This is a genomic window from Cytobacillus sp. S13-E01 (assembly GCF_029193815.1).
Taxonomy (GTDB): Bacteria; Bacillota; Bacilli; order Bacillales; family Bacillaceae_L; genus Bacillus_BV.
This window is the reverse complement of record NZ_JARFVC010000001.1, coordinates 308,749-333,015: the sequence shown is the minus strand read 5'-3', so window position 1 is coordinate 333,015 and position 24,267 is coordinate 308,749. Positions and strand designations below refer to the sequence as shown.

At 36.1% G+C, this 24,267-nt stretch carries 23 protein-coding genes; 13 read left to right on the top strand and 10 right to left on the bottom strand.

Annotated elements, in window-relative coordinates; genetic code table 11:
* The first annotated feature begins 33 nt into the window (after window positions 1-33).
* A complete protein-coding gene (locus PY093_RS01615; RefSeq protein WP_275644106.1) occupies window positions 34-270 on the top strand; it encodes a hypothetical protein in 237 nt (78 codons plus the stop codon).
* A 98-nt stretch (window positions 271-368) separates the two neighbouring features.
* Here PY093_RS01615 and PY093_RS01610 read toward each other — a convergent pair whose 3' ends face one another.
* The gene (locus tag PY093_RS01610) at window positions 369-1,511 is read right to left on the bottom strand and encodes an aminotransferase A (protein ID WP_275644105.1); all 1,143 of its coding nucleotides are present in this window, start codon (window positions 1,509-1,511) and stop codon (window positions 369-371) included.
* A 209-nt stretch (window positions 1,512-1,720) separates the two neighbouring features.
* On the opposite strand from PY093_RS01610, the gene kynB reads away from it, so the two are divergent.
* The 6 genes from kynB (at window position 1,721) to PY093_RS01580 (ending at window position 8,695) form a co-directional block, all read left to right on the top strand.
* Window positions 1,721-2,341 carry an arylformamidase gene (gene kynB / locus PY093_RS01605; protein ID WP_275644104.1) on the top strand — a complete coding sequence of 207 codons (621 nt, stop codon included), beginning with the start codon at window positions 1,721-1,723 and terminating at the stop codon, window positions 2,339-2,341.
* 559 nt (window positions 2,342-2,900) lie between these two features.
* A complete protein-coding gene (locus tag PY093_RS01600) occupies window positions 2,901-4,553 on the top strand; it encodes a peptide ABC transporter substrate-binding protein (protein WP_275644103.1) in 1,653 nt (550 codons plus the stop codon).
* Window positions 4,554-4,814: 261 nt separating this feature from the next.
* Window positions 4,815-5,744 (top strand): ABC transporter permease, encoded by a 930-nt coding sequence (locus tag PY093_RS01595; RefSeq protein WP_275644102.1) that lies wholly within the window; start codon window positions 4,815-4,817, stop codon window positions 5,742-5,744.
* 2 nt (window positions 5,745-5,746) lie between these two features.
* Complete coding sequence (locus PY093_RS01590; RefSeq protein WP_275644101.1) at window positions 5,747-6,667, top strand: ABC transporter permease; 921 nt, start codon at window positions 5,747-5,749, stop codon at window positions 6,665-6,667.
* A gap of 15 nt (window positions 6,668-6,682) precedes the next feature.
* Window positions 6,683-7,705, top strand: a complete 1,023-nt coding sequence (locus PY093_RS01585; protein WP_275644100.1) for an ABC transporter ATP-binding protein — start codon at window positions 6,683-6,685, stop codon at window positions 7,703-7,705.
* A 30-nt stretch (window positions 7,706-7,735) separates the two neighbouring features.
* Window positions 7,736-8,695, top strand: coding sequence for an ABC transporter ATP-binding protein (locus tag PY093_RS01580; RefSeq protein WP_275644099.1), 960 nt, complete (start codon window positions 7,736-7,738; stop codon window positions 8,693-8,695).
* A 468-nt stretch (window positions 8,696-9,163) separates the two neighbouring features.
* Here the strand turns inward: PY093_RS01580 and PY093_RS01575 are convergent, their stop codons facing one another.
* The 3 genes from PY093_RS01575 to PY093_RS01565 form a co-directional block, all read right to left on the bottom strand.
* Window positions 9,164-9,415, bottom strand: coding sequence for an IDEAL domain-containing protein (locus tag PY093_RS01575; RefSeq protein ID WP_275644098.1), 252 nt, complete (start codon window positions 9,413-9,415; stop codon window positions 9,164-9,166).
* 16 nt (window positions 9,416-9,431) lie between these two features.
* Window positions 9,432-9,671, bottom strand: a complete 240-nt coding sequence (locus tag PY093_RS01570) for an IDEAL domain-containing protein (RefSeq protein WP_275644097.1) — start codon at window positions 9,669-9,671, stop codon at window positions 9,432-9,434.
* 126 nt (window positions 9,672-9,797) lie between these two features.
* A complete protein-coding gene (locus PY093_RS01565) occupies window positions 9,798-10,193 on the bottom strand; it encodes a VOC family protein (protein WP_275644096.1) in 396 nt (131 codons plus the stop codon).
* Between the two features lie 179 nt (window positions 10,194-10,372).
* Between PY093_RS01565 and PY093_RS01560 the strand changes: the two genes are divergently transcribed.
* Complete coding sequence (locus PY093_RS01560; protein ID WP_275644095.1) at window positions 10,373-11,626, top strand: PLL family lectin; 1,254 nt, start codon at window positions 10,373-10,375, stop codon at window positions 11,624-11,626.
* A gap of 62 nt (window positions 11,627-11,688) precedes the next feature.
* Here the strand turns inward: PY093_RS01560 and PY093_RS01555 are convergent, their stop codons facing one another.
* Window positions 11,689-12,276: an HD domain-containing protein gene (locus tag PY093_RS01555; protein ID WP_275644094.1), complete on the bottom strand. Its 588-nt coding sequence runs from the start codon at window positions 12,274-12,276 to the stop codon at window positions 11,689-11,691.
* 141 nt (window positions 12,277-12,417) lie between these two features.
* Between PY093_RS01555 and PY093_RS01550 the strand changes: the two genes are divergently transcribed.
* The 4 genes from PY093_RS01550 to PY093_RS01535 all read left to right on the top strand — a co-directional run bounded on the left by PY093_RS01550 (window position 12,418) and on the right by PY093_RS01535 (window position 16,445).
* Window positions 12,418-13,668 (top strand): ATP-binding protein, encoded by a 1,251-nt coding sequence (locus PY093_RS01550; protein ID WP_275644093.1) that lies wholly within the window; start codon window positions 12,418-12,420, stop codon window positions 13,666-13,668.
* Window positions 13,669-14,148: 480 nt separating this feature from the next.
* Window positions 14,149-14,799: a glycoside hydrolase domain-containing protein gene (locus PY093_RS01545; protein WP_275644092.1), complete on the top strand. Its 651-nt coding sequence runs from the start codon at window positions 14,149-14,151 to the stop codon at window positions 14,797-14,799.
* 160 nt (window positions 14,800-14,959) lie between these two features.
* Window positions 14,960-15,865 (top strand): chemotaxis protein, encoded by a 906-nt coding sequence (locus PY093_RS01540; RefSeq protein ID WP_275644091.1) that lies wholly within the window; start codon window positions 14,960-14,962, stop codon window positions 15,863-15,865.
* A gap of 34 nt (window positions 15,866-15,899) precedes the next feature.
* Complete coding sequence (locus PY093_RS01535) at window positions 15,900-16,445, top strand: HD domain-containing protein (protein WP_275644090.1); 546 nt, start codon at window positions 15,900-15,902, stop codon at window positions 16,443-16,445.
* Window positions 16,446-16,492: 47 nt separating this feature from the next.
* On the opposite strand, the gene PY093_RS01530 is transcribed toward PY093_RS01535, so the two are convergent.
* Together PY093_RS01530 and PY093_RS01525 are read right to left on the bottom strand one after the other, a co-directional pair.
* Window positions 16,493-16,963, bottom strand: a complete 471-nt coding sequence (locus tag PY093_RS01530; protein WP_275644089.1) for a YkyB family protein — start codon at window positions 16,961-16,963, stop codon at window positions 16,493-16,495.
* A gap of 124 nt (window positions 16,964-17,087) precedes the next feature.
* The gene (locus tag PY093_RS01525) at window positions 17,088-18,605 is read right to left on the bottom strand and encodes an HD domain-containing phosphohydrolase (RefSeq protein ID WP_275644088.1); all 1,518 of its coding nucleotides are present in this window, start codon (window positions 18,603-18,605) and stop codon (window positions 17,088-17,090) included.
* Window positions 18,606-18,893: 288 nt separating this feature from the next.
* On the opposite strand from PY093_RS01525, the gene PY093_RS01520 reads away from it, so the two are divergent.
* Complete coding sequence (locus PY093_RS01520; protein ID WP_275644087.1) at window positions 18,894-20,999, top strand: sensor domain-containing protein; 2,106 nt, start codon at window positions 18,894-18,896, stop codon at window positions 20,997-20,999.
* Between the two features lie 135 nt (window positions 21,000-21,134).
* Here PY093_RS01520 and PY093_RS01515 read toward each other — a convergent pair whose 3' ends face one another.
* The 3 genes from PY093_RS01515 to PY093_RS01505 form a co-directional block, all read right to left on the bottom strand.
* Complete coding sequence (locus PY093_RS01515) at window positions 21,135-21,995, bottom strand: metallophosphoesterase (protein ID WP_275644086.1); 861 nt, start codon at window positions 21,993-21,995, stop codon at window positions 21,135-21,137.
* Between the two features lie 178 nt (window positions 21,996-22,173).
* Window positions 22,174-23,721, bottom strand: coding sequence for an ATP-binding protein (locus tag PY093_RS01510; protein ID WP_275644085.1), 1,548 nt, complete (start codon window positions 23,719-23,721; stop codon window positions 22,174-22,176).
* Window positions 23,684-24,085 (bottom strand): ATP-binding protein, encoded by a 402-nt coding sequence (locus tag PY093_RS01505; protein ID WP_275644084.1) that lies wholly within the window; start codon window positions 24,083-24,085, stop codon window positions 23,684-23,686. Before PY093_RS01505 ends, PY093_RS01510 begins: the two co-directional genes overlap by 38 nt.
* Between the last annotated feature and the right edge of the window lie 182 nt (window positions 24,086-24,267).

Sequence of the window (24,267 nt, the reverse complement as noted above, 5' to 3'; positions counted from 1 at the left end):
AGTAAAAATGACAGGATGAAAGGGTGTGTCATAATGGAGTTTTCATTAAAGTGTAAAGGGAATGTTTATCCTTGTGAAGTCACAATTGATGAGGACAATGGTCGCTATACGGTTCGTAAAGCTGACTCAAGCGGTGAATTTTTTAACACACCTGAGGCCTTAGTATCGTGGGTATTAACGAATTGGAATTCAGATGAATTTGATGACAAAGACCAATTTGATTTTATGTTGAAAGAGATACAGAGTTATTTCCCTATTGGTAATCAATAGCTAAGAAATAGCAAGAGTAAAAAGCCATTGATTTAGTCCAATGGCTTTTCATTTAACCACAAGTTTAAGAGTAAGAGTAAGAGTAAGACCGTACTGATTCACTTTAAAAACTGTTCTAAACGATCAAGTCCCTTTTTGAGTGTATCCATTGAATAAGCATAGCTTAGACGGACATAGCCTTCGCCATAGTCAGAAAAGGCGCTTCCAGGTACGACCGCAACGCCAGCTTCTTTAACAAGTGTCATCGCAAATTCAAAGGATGATTGTGAAAATTTTTCGATTGAAGGGAATAAATAAAACGCTCCGTTTGGTTTAACTACTTCAATATTCATGGCTGTTAAGCGCTGATACACATAATTTAAACGTTCCATATATTCCTGTTTCATTGGAAGTGCATCAGCTATTCCAGTCGTTAATGCTTCATATGCTGCTTTTTGGCTGATAGATGTAGCACATGATACATTGTATTGATGAACTTTTAGCATATGCTTTGTAATTGATTGTGGGGCAAAGACAAAGCCCACACGCCAGCCGGTCATTGAATGTGATTTTGATAACCCATTAATGACAATTGTTTGATCTCTAAGTAATGTAGCAATAGAATGATGGGATCCATCAAATACTAGCTCGCTATAAATTTCATCAGACAGGATAAAAATATCTTTGTCTTTTAAAAGTGCGGCAATGTCTGCTAGTTCATCCTTAGAAAGGGTAACTCCTGTAGGGTTTGATGGATAGGGTATGACAACACAACGAGTCTTCTCGGACAGCTGCTTTTTAATTAAATCTGCTGTTAATCGGAACCCATTTTTTCTCGTATCCGCATAGACAGGCTTTGCCCCACAAAGGGTAATGATTGGTTCGTAGCCAGGATAAACAGGTCCGGGTAGGATTACCTCAGCGCCTTCCTCTAGGATTGTCCTAAAAGCAATATCAATTGCTTGGCTTGCTCCAGTGGTAGTAATGACTTCGTTTTCAGGATTGTATGAAAGTGAATAGTTAGTCTGTAAAAAGTGGCAGGCAGCTTCTCTTAGTTCAAAAAATCCAGCGTTATGAGTATATGTAGTGTAATTTTCTTGAATAGCATTAATACCTGCTTGTTTAACATGGTCTGGTGTATGAAAATCTGGTTGTCCAATTGTAAGAGAGATAACATCATCGTAGTCGGCAACCAAGTTAAAAAATTTGCGAATACCGGAAATCTCAATACTTTTTACTCTTTTATTAATAAGGTGTTCCACTTACGGTCATCCTTCCTATAGTTCTTTGTTTTTTCCTATTTTAACATTAAAAAGGGTACTTTCATTTAATTATTTTCATTGAAGGCATCATTTAATAAAAATGCAAATTTTTTGTTATTTATAACTTTAAGCAAGGAAGAAGAAGGTATTTTTGTAAATACCTCGAATGTAAAAAAGTATGAATACTTACTAGGAGTTGGAAATTAATTATGAAAATAATAGATATATCACAAGTTCTTCACTCTGATATTCCTGTATGGCCTGGTGATACGCCATTTTCGTTTCGACTAAGTTGGACGAAACAAGAATCTGGTTCAGTTAATGTTGGCAAAATTGAAATGAGTACACATACAGGCACTCATATAGATGCACCATTTCATTTTGATAATGAAGGTAAAAAAGTGATTGAACTTGACCTCGAACGATACATAGGAGAGGCAAAAGTGATACAGGTAAGTAACGTAGAAACAATTACTCCTGATCACTTTAATGGTACAAACTTTGAAGGAGTAACAAAGCTTTTAATTAGAACTAATTCTTGGAATAATCGGCGTGAGTTTCCAAGTTCAATACCGTCATTGTCCCCAGATCTTGCACCATTTTTAGCTGACAGAGGAATTAAGTTACTTGGTGTTGATGTTCCTTCAGTTGATGTACTTGATAGTAAGGATCTACCTGCACATCATAGTCTACTAGGACATGATATCCATATTTTAGAGGGGATTGTGCTAGATTCCGTTGATGAAGGGGTGTACCAGTTAGTCGCTCTCCCACTTCCGCTAAAAGAAGCAGATGGAAGTCCTGTTCGTGCGATATTAATTGAACAATAAAAGACAAGCGCTGGAACCCTGACGAGGAGGCTCCAAAAATGCTAAAGCATTATTTCAACGAAGATTATGCTCACTCAGCATTCTTTAGTGTTGCCTCAAGCAGAATGGATGAAGAGACCTCGGGGGGCTAGACGCTTGTGATGGACGTCGTAAACCTTACCTAAAAGATATCCACAAGGAAAAATTTTATAATATCTTTAACCCCAAAAAGATCGGGCCATCGCCCTATAGGCCCATCCTCTCCCTTACTACAAAACGGTGATTTTCGAGCAATGCGTTTACCAAGTGCCTACGTAGTGATTTACAAAATACATTGATAGAGAAATTAAGAAATAACGATTGGACATTGACATATGGATAATATAATTTTAAAATAAAAATAATTCTAAATATTTTAAAAATGCTATTTATTATGAAATTGAAATTTGTATTTGGTGAAAAAGGAGTTTATTACCTTGATTTGGTAGTGATCCCTTTTAACAATATTCCAAGTAAACGAAAAAGGAGTTGGTTTCGTAATTAATCACATTAACATTTTACATTGACAAGGGGGAGAAAAATGAAAGAATTTACACGTAAAAGTTTAATAGTATTGGTACTATTAGCTGCAACGATCCTTATTTCTGCTTGCAGCTCGGAAAAATCAAGTGGTAAGGACAATGAAAATGAGAAACCAGATTCCACAGATGCAGGAGTAGAACAAACACTTACTGTGAATGCCTTAACTGAACCACCTAGTTTGGATCCACCATTGATTGATAATAGAATGGCTGGAGAAATTGCAAACCAATTGTTTGAAGGACTTGTTCGTTTAGATGAAAGTGGAAAAGCCGTTCCAGGGGTAGCAAAGGAATGGAATATTTCCGATGATGGTCTTGTGTATACATTTTACTTAAACGAAAATGCGAAATGGTCAAACGGGAATCCTGTTACAGCCGAAGACTTTTTTTATTCATGGGAACGGACACTCAGACCTGAAACTGCTGCACCATTAGTGAGCAACTTATACTTTATTAAAAACGCAGTGCTGTATAACAGCGGGGAATTGACCGATCCAACACAGCTTGGAATGAAGGTTATTAATGACAACACCTTTGAAGTAACATTAGAGAAACCTACATCATTTTTCTTAGGATTGACATCGTTCTTTAGTGTACTTCCAATAAATAAGGAAGTAGCAGAGTCAAATCCAAAATGGGCGACTGAGGCTGACTCTTTTGTATCTAATGGACCGTTTAAGCTAAAAAGCTGGGATCATGGACAGGAAATTGTTATGGTACCAAATGAAAACTACTGGGCAGCCGACGTTGTGAAGCTTGAAGAATTAAAATGGGTAATGGTGAATGAGCAAAATACTGAATATGGAATGTATAAATCAGGCGAGCTAGATGTATCCAATAATTTCCCTAATGGTATAAAAAGTGATTTGATTGCATCTGGTGAAGCAAAAAATGCACCACAAGCAAGAACGTATTATTTACGCTACAACTATGACACTGAATTGTTTGGAAATGAAAAGATTAGAAGAGCTCTAGGACTCGCACTAAATCGTCAATTAATCGTTGATAAAGTTACACAAGGCGGTGAGACACCTGCACTTGCTTTTATTCCACCTGGCTTGGGAAGTGGAGATGGTGAGTTTAGAAGTCTAGCTGGCGATGCACTATATAAGGACAATGATGTCGAAACTGCAAAACAATTACTTAAAGAAGGTTTAGAAGAGCTTGGGTTGTCATCTTTTCCAAATGCTACCTTGTTATTCCAAACTAATGACACGTATAACAAGCTTACACAAGCAATGCAAGAAATGTGGAAACAAAATCTTGGTATAGACATTACTTTGCAAACAATGGAACAGAAAGTATTTATTCAAACTGTAAAATCTGGTGATTTTGAGTTAGCAATCTACAGCACTGGTGCCGATTATGATGATGCTAGTAACTTAATGGGTCAATACACAACAGGTGATATTTATAACTACAGCAATATCTCTATCCCTTCATATGATGAGCTGATTGCAAAAGTAGACATAGAGGTTGACCTCCAAAAGCGTGCACAATACATGGTCGAAGCTGAGAAAATCTTGCTAGATGCGATGGCGATCGCTCCTCTATACTATGGAACAGACGTCTTTTTACAAAAGGAAAATGTCAAGGGAATTATCCGCTTCCCTATTCAAGCAATTGATTATCGTGAAGCATATAAAGAATAGTTTGGCATTAAAAAGGGATTTATTTGTCTCCTGTTCTACTACTTACTATGAATAGAAAAGTAGATTAAAAAATTAGTAAACTGACTGAAGAAGTGTGTAATCAACACACTTCTTTCGTTCAATTTATTGACTATCAACAATTTCTATTTAGCTACATATCAAAGCACTATTCTTATATACATCAAAAGGTTTGACAGTTAGTAGATAGCTATCTTATCTTCCCTAAATTACACAAACATTCTGATGAGGAGGATATATATTATGAGACAGTTTCTTTTTCAAAGACTACTTGGAGTCATAATTACCTTGTTCGCAATTATTACTTTGACTTTTTTTCTAATGAATGCTATACCAGGTGATCCTTTCACAAGTGAGGCAAGGATACCTGAACAAGTTCTTGATAATTTAAGGAACTATTACGGACTAAACGATCCAATTCTGGTTCAATATTGGAAATATTTAAAAGGAGCATTGCTATTTGATTTTGGTCCATCTATAAAATGGGAAAATCAATCGGTAAATGAATTAATTACCTCTGGGTTTCCTGTGTCCGCTATTCTTGGTTTACAAGCCATTATATTTGCAACCTTTTTCGGTATTTTGCTAGGAATAATATCAGCCTTCAAACATAATAGTGGACTTGATTACTTTTCAATGATAATTGCAATCATAGGACTTTCTGTCCCAAGCTTTATATTTGCAACGATCTTAATTAACTATTTTGCTGTTAAATTACAATGGTTTCCCGTCGCAACTTGGGGGACGTGGAGTCATACAGTTTTGCCTAGTATTGCATTAGCAATGGCACCAATGGCCTATATTGCACGTCTGACACGTTCAAGTTTATTAGAAGTACTATCAATGGACTATATTCAAACCGCAATTGCAAAAGGTGTAACCGGTCCACGATTTCTTTTCCGGCACGTTTTACGCAATGCGTTAATACCAGTTGTCACCATTCTTGGTCCCATTACAGCAACTATTTTAACGGGAAGCTTTGTAATTGAAAAAATCTTCGGTATTCCTGGATTGGGAAAATATTTTGTAGAGGGAATAGTAGACCGTGATTATCCACTTATTTTAGGAACAGCTGTATTTTACAGTGCAATTTTAGTATTTTTTATCATTCTAGTAGATATCGCTTATGGTGTAATCGATCCACGAATTCGATTAATGAAAGGCAGGAGTTAGCCGTGCAAACTGTACCAGATAAGCTATTTCGGTATAAAGACAGAGTAGTAGTGGATAAAGTCGTCCATACCAAACCTAGTATTTCCTTCTGGAAAGATGCTTTTATCCGCTTAAAAGAAAATAGACTTGCAATGACAGGCTTAGTTTTAATTATCTTATTAATAACGATGGCCATTGTTGGTCCTTTCCTTGTTCCTTATTCGTATTCTGATCAGGCCTTGCTTGACTCTAACCTTGCTCCTTCAATAGACCATTGGTTTGGAACGGACGATTTAGGACGAGATATTTTTGCGAGAACATGGGTTGGTGCCAGAATCTCCCTCTTTATTGGGATTACAGCTGTGTTAATTGACCTCATAATAGGTGTCATTTGGGGAGGAATTTCTGCATATAAAGGCGGAAAAACAGATGAAGTCATGATGAGAATTGTAGACGTTTTATACGGACTACCGCATCTACTGATCACAATTCTATTAATGGTTGTGTTAAAACCAGGATTGATAACAATCATTATCGCCATGGCAGCCACTGGCTGGATTGGAATGGCTCGACTCGTTCGTGGTGAAATTTTACGGTTGAAAGAGTCAGAGTTTGTCTTGGCTTCTAGAGTATTAGGTGCTAGCTTCTTTCGAATTCTGTTTAAGCATCTTATTCCAAATTCTATGGGTCCAATTATTGTCAGTATCACCTTGTCAGTACCGGGAGCAATTTTTGCTGAAGCTACATTAAGCTTTCTGGGGTTAGGGGTTCCCGTACCTTTGGCAAGCTGGGGTACGATGACAGCAGAAGGGTTGGTTACATTACTCACAGGGGAAATTTGGAGATTATTTTTTCCTGCTTTATTTATTTCACTAACGATGTTCGCTTTCAACGTACTTGGTGATGGGCTGCGTGATGCCCTTGATCCAAAGCTAAGAAAATAGTAAAGGGGGATAAAAATGAACCACCTACTAGAAGTGAAGGATTTACATGTTCATTTTAAAACAAAAGATAGATCTGTTCATGCAGTAAGAGGAGTTACATTCCATATAAACAAAGGAGAAGTGTTAGCAATCGTTGGTGAATCTGGGTCAGGCAAGTCCGTTACTGCTAAAAGTTTAATGAAGCTTCTCCCTAATAAGGGGAATTCAATAAAAGGAGGCTCCATTTTATTTAATGGAAAAGAAATAACAACGATGAATAAAAAGGATCTAGCCAAACTAAGGGGATCAAAAATTAGCATGATCTTTCAAGATCCAATGACATCTTTAAACCCGACCATGAAAGTGGGTGATCAAATTGCTGAAGTGCTCGTCATCCACAAAGGAATATCGATGAAAGAGGCTAGAAAGCAGGCAGTTGAATTAGTTGAACTGGTTCGTATTCCGAATGCTGTTCATTGCTGTAACAAGTACCCACATCAGCTAAGTGGAGGAATGAGACAACGAATTGTAATTGCTATGGCGATCATTTGTGAGCCGGATTTATTAATAGCAGACGAACCGACGACAGCTTTAGATGTTACAATTCAAGCAGAAATTTTGGATTTACTAAAAGAAATACAAGAAAAAATGGGAATGGCAATCATTCTAATTACTCACGACCTTGGTGTTGTTGCAAGGTTCTCTGACCGTGTAAGTGTCATGTATGCGGGTAAAATTGTTGAAAACGGTTCGAAAAGAGACGTATTCACGAATGCTAAGCACCCTTATACACATGGATTGCTACAATCTGTTCCAAAGCTAGATCAAGACCAAACACAGCGCTTACTTTCAATTGATGGTACACCTCCAGATTTGTCCACTCTGATTAATGGTTGTGCATTTGCTGCACGCTGTCCGTACGCAATGGAGGTATGTGATGAATTCGATCCGACGATAACCACTATATCTAAAACGCATGAAGCCAAATGCTGGTTGATGGACGCAAGAGCACCAAAACTAAATTCTACCATGAAGCTTCATGATGCTTCGAATGCATAAGTTGGTCTACTTTTAAGGAGGTAACATGTAGTGAGAAAAAAAGTTTTAGAAGTGAAAAACGTAAGGAAGCATTTTCAGATAGAGAATGGGAATACATTAAAAGCGGTAGACGACATCTCCTTTGAAATTTTTGAAGGGGAAACACTTGGTTTAGTAGGTGAATCTGGTTGCGGTAAATCAACAACAGGAAGAACTATTATTCGATTATATGAAACAACAGAGGGAAACATTTTGTTCCAAGGAAAAGACGTCCACAAATTGAAACGCAAAGAAGTTAAAGAAATAAATCGAAAAATGCAAATGATTTTCCAGGACCCATATTCCTCGCTGAATCCAAGGATGACTGTCGGTGATATCATCTCAGAAGGAATGGTAATTCACGGACTTTATAAAGGAAAAGAGCGTATGAAAAAGGTTTACGAACTTCTCGAAACAGTGGGACTTAGTCGGGAACATGCGAACCGTTATGCGCATGAATTTAGTGGTGGGCAGAGACAAAGAATTGGGATTGCACGAGCACTCGCTGTAGAACCTGACTTTATCATTGCAGATGAACCTATTTCAGCGCTTGATGTGTCTGTCCAAGCCCAAATTGTCAATTTGCTAATTGATTTACAAAAAGAGAAAAAATTAACATACCTATTTATATCCCATGATTTATCTATGGTGAAATACATCAGTGATCGGATTGGTGTTATGTATCTAGGAAATCTAGTAGAGATCACAACAAGTGAAAACCTCTATCACAATCCAATGCATCCATATACAAATGAATTAATCAAAGCTATTCCAGTTGCCATCCTTGAAGAGGAGGATCAAATCTTAGAGAGGACAAAACTAACAGGCGAAGTCCCAAGTCCGGTAAATCCTCCACAGGGCTGTGTCTTCTCTACTAGATGTCCCTCAGTAAAACCTGAATGTAAAACGATAAAACCAAAATTACAAGAAGTCCAAAAGCAGCATTTTGTTGCCTGTCACTTATACGAATAACCCGTTAAACCCCTTGCTTGGTTTCATCTCTAGGTGGAACCAAGTTATTTGTAGTATCAGAATTTTTCTGTTGCCCCTTTTTAAAAGCGTAAAACTTTTACCTAGTTTTGGTGTCTAGCTCCGTGCCCCACCCCGGCTCAATGGCAAAAGCCAATCCGTCTAAAAAGGTCAAAAAACAACCTTCTTAGACGGATTGGCTTATGCTTGGCTTGCACAGGATGTGCTGATGTCGATGTTCGTAAACAGGACGTGGCGGGTTTTATCGATGCGCCGATAGGCGGGCGTGCCTTGCGCTTTTGTTCAAAGATAAGAAAGTATAAAAGTTTGTACCTAGTTTTAGTGTCTAGCTCCGGGCGCCATCGGCTCGAGGTCATAAGCCAATCCCTTCCCGAAGGCAAAAAACACCTTCAGTCAGTGCTCGTCTTATGCTTGTCGCCGAAAGGCGGGCGCGCCTTGCGCTTTTCTTGTTTACGTATTAATTTGTATGAGATCATTATATTTTCTTGATAATTCATTAAAACGCTGTTCATCCTTGGCATCGGTGGCAAGGTCTATTGATTCCTGTAATCTCTTTACGTTAAAACGATAACTTAGCTCATCTAAAAGCAGTTGTGCACATAATTCAATTGCAAACTTTTCTTCCTGAGATAGATTATAACTGATATATTTTTTACTGCGATTTTTAACTAACGTGTACTTTTTCTTATATGTCTTCTTCATTAAATGCCCCTCCAGTTTAATTTAAGTAACTGTACTGAGATAATAAAGTAATATATTGTTTTGACAGTTCCATAAATAATACTTCGTCCCCGTTAGTGAGGGTATTATCGATTTGATCCATTAATTGTGTCTTTTTAAAGGAGAGCAGTGAATGATCAATAACCATTTCAGCTTCCCTTTCAATTAATGTCTTTTCGCTGTTTGGTGTTGAAATAATAACGAGTTCGTTTTTTTGGTCTTTTTTGTAATGGTTCATCTTGATCACTCTCCTATCGTTTTTACTATTATTAACCGAAACGGCAAAAAAGTAAAGTATTTTTCTAAAAATTTAGATATATCAGAATATGGTAAAATAACTCGTTTAGATTCAATAAAATGAATATTATGGTGCTACTAGTTCAACCTTTATTCTATCAGGGTCCTCAAAATAGACAGCGTAGTGGTCAGGGCCTCCTGCAAACGGGTGTTTATTTTCATATAAGATATGTGTGCCATTTTCCTTAAGTAGTTTAGTTAGTTCATTTACATGCTGCTTAGATTCTACATGGAAGGCAAGATGGTTCAGGCCAACTCTACATCTATGATAGGGGATATTATTAAATTTCTCGTCAACTTGAACAAACACCAAATAAGTATTGTCTAGTCTCCAGCTAATTCCCTTTTCCCAATCTTGATAAACCTCGTATCCTAACTCAATTAACAGCCATCCCCAAAATCTTTTCGTTTTTTCTAAACTCGAAACATAAAGTTCAATATGATGCAATAATCCTTTTTTCATGTTCTCCCTCCAACCAGATTAGAAGCCTTTTTTCTATATTGTAAACATTAGCGATTCTAAACGCTATGTTTAATCATGACATCCATCTTAAAGAAGAATGGATTTTAAACTTGGATGGATTAACTCTTTAAATGTCGTCATAAGATAGAATGATAAGTAATTAAAAAGGAGGTTAAGGGATGATGTATAAACAGCAAACTAAGTATCAACCATATCCTCAAAATCAGCGACTTACACCTTATTATAATAGTTATTTTCCAAATAACATCTACTCAGCAGACTATGTTAAAAAACAAAAAGAGCAGCTTCAACATGTATGGAAAGTGATAAAGGAGGATGTTAAGCCGTTATATAAAGATTTAGAGGAATATAAGGTCGACGATAAACTTTCACGGTACCTATTTTTGCAGACTGTTCAATTTACATTTACAGCTAGAAATCAATCTAATGGTTCACTTGATCAACAAGTTAACCATTTATTCCAAGGATTACTAAAACAGTTTCATCCGATATTTGTTACCTTGCAATCTTATAAAATACCAAATCGTACAATAGAAAGGGTACTAAAAGAAATCATCAAATTAACACTTACAAATAGTGATTACAAGCCAGAAAGCAAGGAAAGCAAATGGAGTGAGTGGGAGGATTTAGGTGGAAGACTGACATCAGGACCTTCAGTAGCCTTCTGGGGGAAAAATCGAAAAGATGTTTTCGCAAGAGGAAGAAACAGAAAACTATACCATAGTCGATGGGATGGCTCCCAATGGGGAGAATGGAATAATCTTGGTGGGAAATTAACCTCATCACCTGCAGCATTGTCATGGGGGGAAAACAGAATTGATGTGTTTGCTAGAGGTGAAAATCAACAATTGATTCACAAGTTTTGGAATGGGGAAAGCTTTAGCGAGTGGGAAGACCTAGGTGGTATGCTCACTTCCTCACCTGCTGTTGCATCAAGGGGCGAGAATCAGTTGGATGTATTTATAAGGGGTGCTAAAAAAAGACTTTATCAAAAATCTTGGGATGGTACTAGTTGGGGTGAGTGGCATGATCTTGGAGGGGAACTAACTTCAGCACCTGCCGCCATTTCAATTGAGCAAAATCGAGTTGACGTGTTTGCTCGTGGTAAAAATCGCTCTCTCCTACAAAAGAAATGGGATGGAGAGAAGTGGCATGATTGGGTTGACTTAGGGGGCAAGTTGACCTCTAGTCCGACTGTTGCTTCAGGGGGACGATTTCATCTCGATGTATTTTCAAAAGGACTTGATAATCATTTGTATTATATCATGTGGGATGGTAATAAGTGGAATGAATGGCAAGACCTCGGTGGAACTCTTACATCTGAACCAGCTGCTGTTTCTTTGGAAGGAAGGCGTGTGGATATTTTTGTTAAGGGTTCTGATGAACAGTTGCTTCATAAATGGATGGGATAATCGAAAAGAAGGTGGCAGCGTATTGTTGCCACCTTCTTTCACATTGGAATTGAAATTACTATTCAAGGTAGAAGATAGCCTTTTATAACAGAATCTTCAACCAATTCTACAACAAAATTCCATAAGGTTTCTGAGCTTTCTTTAATTTTTCTATTCCGTTTAAGGACCATCTCTTTCGTGATACTATGTTTTTTCCAGGAAGCGCCCTTAGTATAATAATTTTGAATAAGCGGTTGCAAACGATCTATCGCTGCTGCATATTTAGCTTCGTTTGTGAGTTGTAATTCAAACTCAACCCAAAGATCATAGAATTCTGCTCCTTGGTCTATAGGAAGGAGTCCAAATATTCTCTTAGCTGCTGCCTGTTCACGATCTTCTTTATCCTCATAGCCTTTCACATCATATGCAAAGGTGTCTCCTGCGTCTATCTCGACAATATCATGGAGTAAAACCATTTTAAGTGTACGTAACAAATCGATTCCAATATGATCAACGTGTTCAAGTAGCACTATAGACATCATTGCAAAGTGCCAAGTATGTTCTGCATCATTTTCATGCCGTGATCCATCGATAATAAAGCTTTGACGGTAAATAGATTTAAGTTTGTCAATTTCAGCAATAAATTGAATTTGTTTTTGTATTCGATTCATTTGTAAAGTTGCTCCCTCATTATTTTAAACCCGTAAAAATTATATCATGTTACTAACTAAGTTAGGAGTAAACATGAAAATACAACACTACACAATTTGTTATGTTAAAATAACGGTAATGTTTATTTTGGAGGAAATTCGATGCTTTCAATTATTAAGCCGCTAATTGTTAATGTAACAATTATCTTTTCACTAGCGTTTAATGCTAATTTATTCTTTCCGTTTAACAATAAAAGACCATTAACATTAAATCAAAAATTGATCTATGGGCTTATTGGTGCGTTTGCAGCCATTCTTTGCATGTTTTACCCAATTGAAAGCTTAGGTGAAACTAACTTTGATTTACGGATGATCCCGATCATCATCGTTACCTTGTATGGTGGCGGGCTAGCTGGATTGGTTTGTACATTGTTAGTTATTACTATTAGGATACTGATTGGAGGTAATCTTGCATGGGTGGGAGTAATTGTATCACTACTTGCCTTCATTATTGCTATTAGTTTCCGTCGACTTTACCTTCAGTCTAAAAATAAGATGATAACGGGCACATTTTTAATTACAATCTACTTTTTCTTTTATGTAATGATCCTTTTTTATACTGTCGAAAATTTAGACTATAATTTTTACATAGTATATTTTTCTGCATTTCTTGTTACTTACTTTGCTTTACTGTATGTGGTTGAGCGGTTGATTTCTGCAAACCAACAATTTAACGAAACGGTATATTTGGAAAAGCTCACGAATATTAGTCAGATGGCAGCATCCATCGCTCATGAAATTCGTAATCCAATAACGACTGTACGAGGCTTTATTCAATTTTTACAACAAGATACTTCGGATGAAAAATTCAAACAGTTTTCACCCCTTATTCTTGAAGAACTAGACCGGACAAATAAGATTATTACGAATTATCTTAATCTGAATAAACCTGCAGATTTTGAATTAACGAAAGTTGAAGTCGATACGGTACTAAAGGATTCTATCGAGCTTCTACGTCCTCTTGGTATGTACGGTAATGTAACAATCCTTTATAAAGGAAGTGGTGCGCATCATGTCTATGCTGATGAACATCACTTAAAACAGGCACTACTAAATGTAATTAAAAATGGTATTGAAGCAATTGAAAACGGTGGGTTTGTGAAAATTACCAAAAAACCAGGAGAAGAAAAAAATACTGTTACGATTGATATTGAAGATAATGGGAAGGGTATGACACAAACGCAATTAGAAACAATTGGTTTGCCTTACTACACGACAAAGACAAGAGGTACAGGTCTTGGAAGTATGATTACCAATAGACTGATCCGAGAAATGAACGGAAAAATTGAATACGAGAGTAAACCTAATAAAGGTACAAAAGTAATAATAAGTTTACCGATGATGAAAGAGTAAACATAATAACATGATGATCCAAACAGGTCTGCAATTATCTGCAACCTGTCTTTTGATTGTTTAGGAAATTATAAAATTGTAAGGTTGTGTATTACTAGTCTTTGTCTATCTACGTCCAGCTCCAGGCGCCATCGGACCTGAGGCCATAAGCCATTTCCTTTAAGAAGGAAAAACCACCTTCTTAAAGGAACCGTCTTATGCTTGTCGCCGATAAGCGGGCGCCTTGCGCTTTTGTTCTTACTACCTTATTTAGCGGTTTTTATGAGGGGTGGTATATTTTTAGTTAAAATCCATCCTCATATGTTACATAAACCAAACCAATTTATCAAATATACTACCATTTGTTAATTTGGCTTAATCCTAGTATTGGAACAATTCAGCTATTTATTCACGGATAAGATTTCAAATAATGTTGGTTTAGACAAGTCATACTTTCATATACATATATACAGAATGGTACTTGAAGGGATGTGAAAGGATATGCCGCGTTATATTTGGGGTGTTGATTCAGCAGCCATTGTAAATGATGAGCTTTTCAATTGTGTTAAATCAAACTTTGGGAGTCCCAGATATTGGGGGCGTTATTTAACAGATGTTCCTAATGTTTCTGAAGGATTAACGAAAGAAGAAATAGCATTTATAAGGAATAAAGGGATGAAAGTATTACCTATTTATAATGTTTTCTCTGAAGCTGTTGGGTATTCAAAGGGGCAGATTGCTGCAAGAAATGCAGTGTATAATGCCAGAAGATTAGGAATACCGAATAATATTGCCTTATTTGCTAATGTTGAAAGGTTTTTTGAAGTTGATGAGGCTTGGATAAGGGGGTGGGTAGAGTCTTTATATCCTACCGGTTATCGACCTGGTATTTATCATGATCCAACAGAAGGTGCATTTGCGCAAGAGTATTGTAAAGCTGTTACAACGAATAACCAAGTAGCAGTACAAGCGATTTTATGGAGTGCTGAACCTGAGCCAGGACCTACAAAAGAAAGGAACGCACCTGCGTTTGCACCATCCAAACCGAATTGTAAGGGGAATGTCTGGTTGTGGCAATATGGAAGAGACGCAGACGTGTGTCCAATTGATACAAATTTGGCCGATAGTCGTGTCTTACAATATTTATATTAAAAAGGTTGCAGAGTTTTGCAACCTTTATTTTTTTAGATTAAGTAAAGAAATTCGCCAAAGTTCACGAAATATACCACTTATTCTTATATACCGTCTTTAAAGAATATGTTGTAGCGAATATAATAGAAAGAAATCATAGTTGTTTGGAAGGAAGATTTTAATGGAAGATAAAAAAGGGATTCTGCTTGAAAGTGGTACAAATGAACTTGAAGTAGTTGAATTTGGCATAGGGAGCAATAAATTTGGGATAAACGTAATAAAGGTAAAAGAAATAATGATTCCGGTTCCCATTACAAAGGTGCCTCATTCTCATAAGAATGTGGAAGGTATAATAGAACTTCGCGGCGAAGTGCTTCCTGTAGTAAATGTCGCAACAGCGCTTGGATTTGAGAAATCTACTACACCTGCATTAGATAAATTTATCGTAACTGAATTTAACAAGCAAAAAATTGTTTTCCATGTACATAGTGTTACAAAAATCCATCGTATTTCATGGGATAAAATAGAAAAGCCATCTAATATTTACCAAGGCCTACAAAGCCATATTACTGGTGTCATAAAAATAAATGGTGATATGTTATTACTATTAGATTTTGAGAAAATGGTTGTAGATATAAATCCGGAAACAGGGATTAATGTTGATCAAATAAAAAAGTTAGGAAATAGAGAAAGGTCAAACAAAAAGGTAGTGGTTGCTGAAGATTCACCGCTTTTACGAAAGCTACTAAATGATACATTAACAGAAGCCGGGTATTCCAATCTAGAATTTTTTGAAAATGGAAAAGATGCACTGCAATACCTTGAATCCATTGTGAATGAGGATAAAAAGATAGATGAACATGTACAGATCATTGTAACAGATATTGAAATGCCGCAAATGGATGGACACCATTTAACAAAGAGAATTAAAAGCGACTCCCGACTAACAAAATTGCCTGTTATTATCTTTTCATCGCTTATAACAGAGGACCTTCGTCACAAAGGTCAAATGGTGGGGGCAGAGGGTCAAGTAAGTAAACCCGAGATAGGGGTGCTAGTAAGATTAATCGATGAGCACATTCTTTAAGAAACAATTCTTACTAAAAGAAAGAGGTGGTTAAGTGAGTCTTGTGGATAAGGCAAGGGATTTTGCAATGAATGCGCATAAAGAACAAAAGAGAAAATTAACTAGTGAACCTTATTTTGTACATCTAGAGGGAGTAGCACAGACCCTTAGGGATGCCGGGTTTTCAGAAGAAGTGGTGGCTGCAGGATATCTACATGATGTGGTTGAAGATACTAGCACTACGATTGAAGAAATTGAAAAGATCTTTGGCAAGAAAATCGCCGTTCTGGTTATGTCAAATACCGAAACTAAAGCTTTGTCATGGGAGATCCGAAAACAACATACAATTGACAGCATAGAAGGTGCGTCGCTTGAAATAAAAGCTCTAATAGCGGCAGACAAATTAGATAATATCAACAGTCTTTTAGAAGCATGTCGTATCGATGGGGACGGAATATGGGAAAGCTTTAACAGAGGTTATGCTAAACAATCATGGTATTATAAAGCGCTAGTGAAAGCGATACTTGCAGGTATAGATGAATCAGACCTACCTGCTTTTTTTCATGAACTTAGGGAGAAATCCATAGAACTTTTTTCATAAATCAAAAAAAACAGATAAGAGCCACTTATCTGTTTTCTTTATATTAATTAAAAATAGCTTTCACCAAGTTTTTTAAAGACGGGTTTATTGTAACTTCTATTGTTAGTTTTTCTATTTTGTGATGGTGAGTCCTCTTTCATACCTACATATTGTTGCAAGAGATTCTTGGCTTGTAAGAGTGACAAATGTGTTTTGGGGTTTCTATAAGATTGATTTAGTGTCCCAAGATGTGGTAACTCTGCGAAGTCTTCTTTGGAAGGAGGCATGTGAAAGAAATAGTCCCCTGCTGATACTAAAACATCGGATTGTTGTCTGCTGTTTTTCGGATTTCTCGAAAAATGAAGCCCTTCTTTTTTTGCATTTCCTTCAATTAATAGTTTTTCTAATGCTTTTCTCTTTAATAAATAGAGAAATTTAGGATTAGTAGCCGTTTTTGCATGTCGATTGACAATGAAGATTGCCCGTGCGAGGTTTTCGACGGTTGGTTTTATTGGAGCTTGGTTTTGCTGGGTATTCATTTTTTCTCTCCTTTCTACATACCATTATACTGACCTTTTTGACTTTTGCAAATTCACATTGGAAAAATTATTAAAAACAGCTCGCTAAAAGAGGAATACAATTGTAAAAAACGAAGCAACTAGGTTAACTAGTTGCTTTAATAGTTTCTTTATTTACGCCCTCAGTTCTGATCAACTTAATAAATAAGTCTGCATAATACGGATCCCACTGAGTACCTTTTCCATGTTCAAGGATGGTTAAGGCTTTATCAATCGGCATACCCTTACGATATGGACGATCAGAGGTCATCGCATCAAATGCGTCAGCAACTGCCATAATCCTTCCGAATACTGGAATTTCTTCACCTTTTAGTCCATGTGGGTATCCATTACCATCATAACGTTCGTGGTGATACTTTACACCAGGAATCAATGGCTCCATTGCTTCAGAAGGCTGAATTTGCAATAGTATAGTTGCACCGATTTCAGGATGTCTTTTTATTTGTGCAAATTCATCTTCAGTTAGCTTGTCATCCTTTAGTAACACATTATCTCGTACACCAATTTTTCCGATGTCATGAAGAAGTGCAGATTTTTTAAGTAAGTCTATCTCAGCAACAGAAAGTGATGCTCCTTCAGCAATTCTTACAGAGTAATTTGCTACCCTGATGGAATGACCGGCGGTATATGGATCACGTGCATCTAAGGTCATTGCAAGCGTTGTGTAAAAACTATTTAGGAGCTGTTGGTTCATGTTATCGCGTTCTTTAAGTCCTTGTACCATCATATTGAATCCTGTTATAACTCGCGAAAATTCATCAGAATAGATGTCATTAGAAAATGTGAATTCTCCTCTTTCAATGTTTCTCATACTAGCTTGTAATTGGTCAATTGGCTGAGAAATATCCTTAAATAAAAGGTAAGCCCCGTATGTAGCGCAAAAAGTGGAAACTAATAATATTACGATTGCCCAACTCCAGTATGATGTTAATTGATTTTCAGAAACCTCCTGAAGGCGAATCTGTGATGCAAGACTAAATAATAATATTGGAAACACACTGATAAACAATGCACTTAATTGGAACTTTTGTTGAATCGATACTAGAACTTGTCCGTTCAGTGAGATATCAGCATTATATTGCATTTTCGCCATTTTTCTAAGTTGATTTAAAGCTATTTTTATTGCTTTAGTGGTTAAAAAGAATTCAATTAGACCATGCATACCTGCAATAAGTCCAGCACCAATAATTGCAAATAGGACATAACGATACGGAAAAGAGAGCAAGTTATATTCAATAAGTAAAATAGTCATAATGACGGACGGAAGTGAAATCCCAAACAAATGTGGTCCAAATATACGTTTAACGGTCAGGATAGGGAATCGATGTGTTTGTAGATAAGCTTGTTGAATGTCATCAAGTGTTGGGTAATCTTTAGAAAATGCCTGCTTAATTGGTTTAAGATGCTTTTTGAACATTAGCAGTTCTGCCACACACATGATAATCAAAGAGCTAAATAAAATAAAAGTTAAGTATATCAATTCAGTTTTTGTTATTTGCAGCGTTGAAAAGATGAACATACCACCAACACCAACTACAGCAACAACCGATCCTATCAGATAATTTAAAATAGACTGTTTTACAAACGTGCGATATGTGGACATGTTGAAACCTCTTTCGAAAACATGATTCTTTTATTCTAAACTAAGGATTATTATACTATAAAAGTACCTAATGGGGGAGGAAAGTTACATGTTTTGTGGCATTTCCTCTTATCATGTAAAAAATGTAATCCAAAGATGTAAGTGCAACTACGCCTTTGTCTTCGCCCTTTGGGCACGCCATTCGGCGAGTTTCCTTATAATGTAATCCCTTTCTTGAAGGATTTTGTCACTTTATGTAGAATTGAAAGAATAGCAATATTAAAATGAACCATGATAGAGGATGGTAAAATGGGAAAACGTAAGGGAAATATGAATGGAAATTTTATAAATATCACCAACAATAAAAAAATGGAAAATGATATTTTTCAAATTATTCTTAAACATATCGAAGATCTAATATATATTATGAAAGTTGATAACCCAACAACATTTCGTTATATGTTTGCAAACGAGAATGCATTAAAACAAGCAAGGTTAACACCTGATTATATTGATAAAACGTTACAGGAAGTCTTACCAAAAGATATATCCACTCATATTCAAGAGCACTATGAACGTGTTATCAGAAAACGAAGTGTTGTTTCCTTTCAAGATAAGATCATACTTCTTGATGGAAACGAAGCATATGGAGAATCGATATTAACACCTATTTATAATGAGGATAGCGTAATTTGCTATGTCGTTAGTATTACTCGTGATATAACGGATCGGATGATTGAAAAAAGAAAACTAATTGAAAGTACGGAACGCTATAAGTCTCTAGTTGATCATAATTTGGACGTAGTATTTTCCCTAGATTTAAATGGAAAGCTTCTTCACGCAAATCCGGCTACTTTCAAAATAATGGGATACCGAGAAAAACAATTAAACAATTGTACAATAGTTAATCTGCTAGATGATCGAGACGTTGCAACATTTTCTATTCATTTTCAGGAAACTTTACTAGGAAACGCTAGAGAGTTTGTTGGCTGTCGAATCAAACATAGAAACGCAACGACAATTTTGGTCCATCTGAAGATGATACCAATTGTAGTAAATACTGAGATTACAGGTATTTTTGTAATTTTGAAAGATATTACGGAACAGTCTAGCTATGAAAAAATGATGAAATATATGGCATTTCATGACCAGTTAACCGCACTACCAAACAGAAGTGCCTTAAAAGAAAACTTAGTAAATTTTATTTCAATTGCCAAAAAATTTGAAGAGCAACTAGCTGTTATGTATATTGATTTAGATAGATTTAAATCTTTGAATGACACCTTAGGGCACAATGTTGGTGATGTCTTATTAAAAGAAGTGGCAGAACGACTACTGAACATCGATGGAGAGGGTTATTCTGTTTACCGCCAGGGTGGAGACGAATTTGTAGTTATATTGCAGAATACGAACAAAACAAATTCGAGTCGAATTGCAGAGGAGATTTTAACGTCGATTCAAAAACCATTTTTATTCGGCACACATGAGTATTTCATATCGACAAGCATAGGTATAAGTACATTTCCGAATGATGGAGAAGATGGAGAAACATTAATTAAGAATGCAGACACTGCTTTATATCGTGTAAAAGAACGTGGAAAAGGACACTATCAATATTATAGTACTGATATGCAAAAAAGTACTTCGCAAACGATGTTGCTTGAAACAGGTTTAAGAAAAGCGATAGATCGTTATGAGTTAATTCTCTATTATCAGCCCCAAGTTGATGTATTGACAGGGGAAGTGACAAGCTTTGAAGCGTTGATAAGGTGGAATCATCCAGAACTTGGGTTCATATCCCCAGCTAATTTTATCCCACTTGCCGAAGAGATCGGGCTAATTCTACCAATTGGTGAATGGGTTATAAATACAGTATGTAAAAAGCTAAGGCAATGGCAAGATAATGGATACAGGTCTGTTACTGTAGCAATTAACCTTTCTCCTAAACAGTTTCAACAACCATGCTTGGTCGAATATATTCAAAAAGCTATAGCAGAAAACAACATTGACCCCAAAAGTCTAGAATTTGAGATTACAGAAGGAGCAATTCAGGATTCTAGGGAAGCAATACTCATTTTGAATCGATTAAAGGAACTAGGTGTTCAGGTGGCTGTTGATGATTTTGGTACAGGATTTTCTTCTTTAAACTATTTAAAGCATTTTCCTATTGATACCTTAAAGATTGATCAATCCTTTATCAAAGATGTATTAGTAGATAGGAAGGATATGGCAATTACCACTACTATTATCCATTTGGCACAAAGCCTAGGTTTATCTGTCGTAGCTGAAGGTGTTGAAGAAGCGAAGCAGCTGGAATTTTTAAAAATAATGAAATGTGATAAAGCACAAGGATACTTTTTTAGCAAGCCTGTTTGTGAGCAAGCGATTGAAGAGCATTATTTAGATAGATACTAAAAGAACAGGTGACCATTTACAGCTCTCACCTGTTTTTTATCCAAAGTACTTGGGTAGCTAATCCTAGAATATATGAAGTATGAACTCTGTTTTTAGTTCGATTTTTACGAATGCTATTAAAAATAACCAGCTAAATTAATCAGGTTGGAATTTATAAACTGATATTTCTGGTGGTGCTAAAAAACGAAATGGTAGCCTTGTTGTACCTAGCCCTTTGTTTACATATAGGGTTGTGGCTCCGATTGTATGAACTCCTTCATAATAATCAGTTCCAAGTGGCGGTGTGACAATTGGTCCAACAAAGGGAAGTTGTATTTGTCCACCATGACTATGACCTGAGAGCTGTACATGTGCTCCGAAAGAGGAAGATTGTGGTGCCACATCAGGTTCATGGACAAGCAGAATAGTGTACAAGGTATCTTGTGAAATATCCTTAAACGTATGGGAATAGTCCGGTTTACCTAGCATCACATCGTCAAGACCTGCAATTGCAATATCAGCTCCCTTGATAGAGATCCTCGTAGAACTATTTAGCATTACTGTGAATCCACTTTGTTCCATAATACTCTTATAAATGTCAGATCCATATCCTCCATGATCATGATTACCATAAATGCAATACTTTCCTAATGGAGCTTTAAGACGGGATAGAATAGGTGGCACGGCAGCTGAAAACGGATACTTATTTGGCTCATCAAGTAAGTCTCCAGTAAACAACACAATATCAGGGCCCAATTCATTAATTTTTTCAATTATTTTTGATAAATGTTCTAGGTCAAGGAAATGGCCAATATGTGTATCACTAAATTGGACCACTTTTATGTCTTTAAAGGAATGTGGAATTAGAGGATGTTTTAATACGTGTCTAGAAATAGTTATTCGTTTTGGTTCAATATGCCTAGCATATACAAACCCTATGGTTGTAGTTAAAAGAGTTGCTGTAATTGTAGAGACGATTCGTTTTAAAAATGTCCGACGTGAATATTTTTTAGTCATAAAAGAACCAACCTATCTTATTTTCTATAATTAACTATATTATATCATTTACTATATTCATAAGATATTTGTATATACTCTCAACCATGGTCTTCAAATAGAAAAGGTCTTCCCCTAAGGAACGACCAACATTCTATTAAATAAATTTTTCCCCATTTCAAAGGGGCAATAAACCAATTTACAAAATCTTGAAATCTTCTAATGCTTGTTGTAGATCTGCTCTTGTTTCAACTTTATCATTTAAAGCTACTCCAAGCTCAATCATAGTATTTGCAACCTCAGAGCGGATGCCGGTTACGACTGCATTACAACCTAATAATCTAAATCCATCGATGATTTTAAACATATGAGCTACAACAGCTGTATCTAAATAAGCAACTCCTGATAAATCAATTATTATTTTTTTGAATTTATTTTTTTCAATTTCCCGTAATGTTTTCTCTTGAAGCTTTTTTGCACGGTATGTATCCATTGTTCCAACAATCGGTAATATCGCAATATTGTTTGTTAGTGGAATAATCGGAACAGAAAGCTCTTCAATGACTTCTCTTTGTGAATGAAATAGTTTGTTTTTATAGTCGTTATAACTAATTATGTAATGATTTAAAAAGGTGTCTAAATAGTAATTTGTTTTCTTCTCAAGCGAGAAGAAATCATCAATTTTGTTATTATTATTTTGAAAGTAGTTATACATGAAATCCCAATAAAGACTTCGTAAGCTTTGGAACCATTCCAGTTTTATAATCGCTGGTAAATCATTTTTAGCCCATGTTACACCCTGTTCTTTCGCAAGTACAATTAATTCATGTTCAGAATCTTGGTCCAAGTAACTAACAATATGGATGGCAATTTCATATAAATTATCTTCGGTTATAGGAGAATCTTGAATTTCTGCAAGGATCGTTTTTGATCTGTTCTTTAAAAGAGTATCAAACGTTTCTTTATTTAAATACAAAAACTCTTTAAAGCTCTGTTCTTCAACGAATTGTAATGTTTCCATTTTCGTGATCTCTAACTCCTTTTTTTGTGAAATTGGGAATAAAATCTCAAAGATAGTCCCGATCTTTTCAAAGCTTTCTACTGTAACTTTCGCACCGTGTTTATGTAAGGTGTTAAATACTTGCGTTAGGCCCATTCCAGTACCATTGTCTTTCGTTGAAAAAAAGGGTGTTCCTAGTAACTCAAGCTTATCTCGGGGTATTCCTACTCCGGTATCTTTAATGCGCACACAAAGTGCTTTTTCTGACGAAAATAAGTCAACCGTCACACTCCCACGACCTTCAATTGCCTCAAAGGCATTTTTTAGCAGATTGAAGAATGCTTTCTTTAAAGCATTTTTTTGTCCAGAAATAGAGAGATCGCTGTGTTTAAAATTTTTAATAATCTCGACTCTATAAATTTGATCCTGAAAAAGGGCAAGGATAGATTCTAGCTCAGAATGCAAATTAATAGATACATATTTTTCTGCTTCCAAATCTGGCTTTGATACCTGTAGCAAGTTATTTAAAGTTGCAAGTGCATTGTCTAATTCAGCCAACGCAATATCTAAGTACGGCTCGGGTTTTTCCTCATTAACGAGCTGTAGAAAGCCTTTAACTGCTGTTAATGGATTACGGACCTCGTGAGCAATACCGGCAGATAACTGTCCAATGGAGGCCAGGCGGTTAAGTCGTAACTTTTCATCACTTTCATCTTTGTTGATTAATCCATTTTGTGGCAATGACAATAGTTCCTCCTTTCGGTGAAGATTTGATATAAAACTCATCCATTAATCTCTTTACACCTCTTAAGCCGAGACCCAGTCCTTGGGAGGATGGATCTTTAATACCGTTCATAACATTATCAATAGATGGTATTCCTTTTCCGTTGTCTTTTACAAGAATAGTCAGGCCTCTTTCGTTCACTTCACAAATAAATTCACCTTCACTTTGTGCGTGCATTAAAACATTTCGAGTTAATTCCGAGATTGAAACCAGCACCTTTTGTTTGTCTATTTCTGAAACAAGGAGGGTTCCCATTAATTGATTAGTATAACTTAATGCTAGTAAAATATCATTCTCACTAATTATTTGTAATTGATGTTTACTCATAAATCCCCCCATAAATGGCAGCTTCCCCTATAAGTATACAAAAAAGAACAATAAACGTAAAATATTTGTAATTTTATGCTAACTATTGTGACCCATCAGTCAACACTAGAAAGTAGTAAAAATGATTAAAATATAAAAATCGTTAGAATGTTTAGAATAAAAATGGTAAAATAATGAATAGT

What these genes read in the sequence shown, in the direction of transcription:
- PY093_RS01615 (WP_275644106.1), top strand. Translation starts at nt 34, where the DNA reads ATGGAGTTTTCATTAAAGTGTAAAGGGAATGTTTATCCTTGTGAAGTC.
- kynB (WP_275644104.1), top strand. Translation starts at nt 1,721, where the DNA reads ATGAAAATAATAGATATATCACAAGTTCTTCACTCTGATATTCCTGTA.
- PY093_RS01600 (WP_275644103.1), top strand. Translation starts at nt 2,901, where the DNA reads ATGAAAGAATTTACACGTAAAAGTTTAATAGTATTGGTACTATTAGCT.
- PY093_RS01595 (WP_275644102.1), top strand. Translation starts at nt 4,815, where the DNA reads ATGAGACAGTTTCTTTTTCAAAGACTACTTGGAGTCATAATTACCTTG.
- PY093_RS01585 (WP_275644100.1), top strand. Translation starts at nt 6,683, where the DNA reads ATGAACCACCTACTAGAAGTGAAGGATTTACATGTTCATTTTAAAACA.
- PY093_RS01575 (WP_275644098.1), bottom strand. Translation starts at nt 9,415, where the DNA reads ATGAAGAAGACATATAAGAAAAAGTACACGTTAGTTAAAAATCGCAGT.
- PY093_RS01570 (WP_275644097.1), bottom strand. Translation starts at nt 9,671, where the DNA reads ATGAACCATTACAAAAAAGACCAAAAAAACGAACTCGTTATTATTTCA.
- PY093_RS01565 (WP_275644096.1), bottom strand. Translation starts at nt 10,193, where the DNA reads ATGAAAAAAGGATTATTGCATCATATTGAACTTTATGTTTCGAGTTTA.
- PY093_RS01560 (WP_275644095.1), top strand. Translation starts at nt 10,373, where the DNA reads ATGATGTATAAACAGCAAACTAAGTATCAACCATATCCTCAAAATCAG.
- PY093_RS01555 (WP_275644094.1), bottom strand. Translation starts at nt 12,276, where the DNA reads ATGAATCGAATACAAAAACAAATTCAATTTATTGCTGAAATTGACAAA.
- PY093_RS01550 (WP_275644093.1), top strand. Translation starts at nt 12,418, where the DNA reads ATGCTTTCAATTATTAAGCCGCTAATTGTTAATGTAACAATTATCTTT.
- PY093_RS01545 (WP_275644092.1), top strand. Translation starts at nt 14,149, where the DNA reads ATGCCGCGTTATATTTGGGGTGTTGATTCAGCAGCCATTGTAAATGAT.
- PY093_RS01540 (WP_275644091.1), top strand. Translation starts at nt 14,960, where the DNA reads ATGGAAGATAAAAAAGGGATTCTGCTTGAAAGTGGTACAAATGAACTT.
- PY093_RS01530 (WP_275644089.1), bottom strand. Translation starts at nt 16,963, where the DNA reads ATGAATACCCAGCAAAACCAAGCTCCAATAAAACCAACCGTCGAAAAC.
- PY093_RS01525 (WP_275644088.1), bottom strand. Translation starts at nt 18,605, where the DNA reads ATGTCCACATATCGCACGTTTGTAAAACAGTCTATTTTAAATTATCTG.
- PY093_RS01520 (WP_275644087.1), top strand. Translation starts at nt 18,894, where the DNA reads ATGGGAAAACGTAAGGGAAATATGAATGGAAATTTTATAAATATCACC.
- PY093_RS01515 (WP_275644086.1), bottom strand. Translation starts at nt 21,995, where the DNA reads ATGACTAAAAAATATTCACGTCGGACATTTTTAAAACGAATCGTCTCT.
- PY093_RS01505 (WP_275644084.1), bottom strand. Translation starts at nt 24,085, where the DNA reads ATGAGTAAACATCAATTACAAATAATTAGTGAGAATGATATTTTACTA.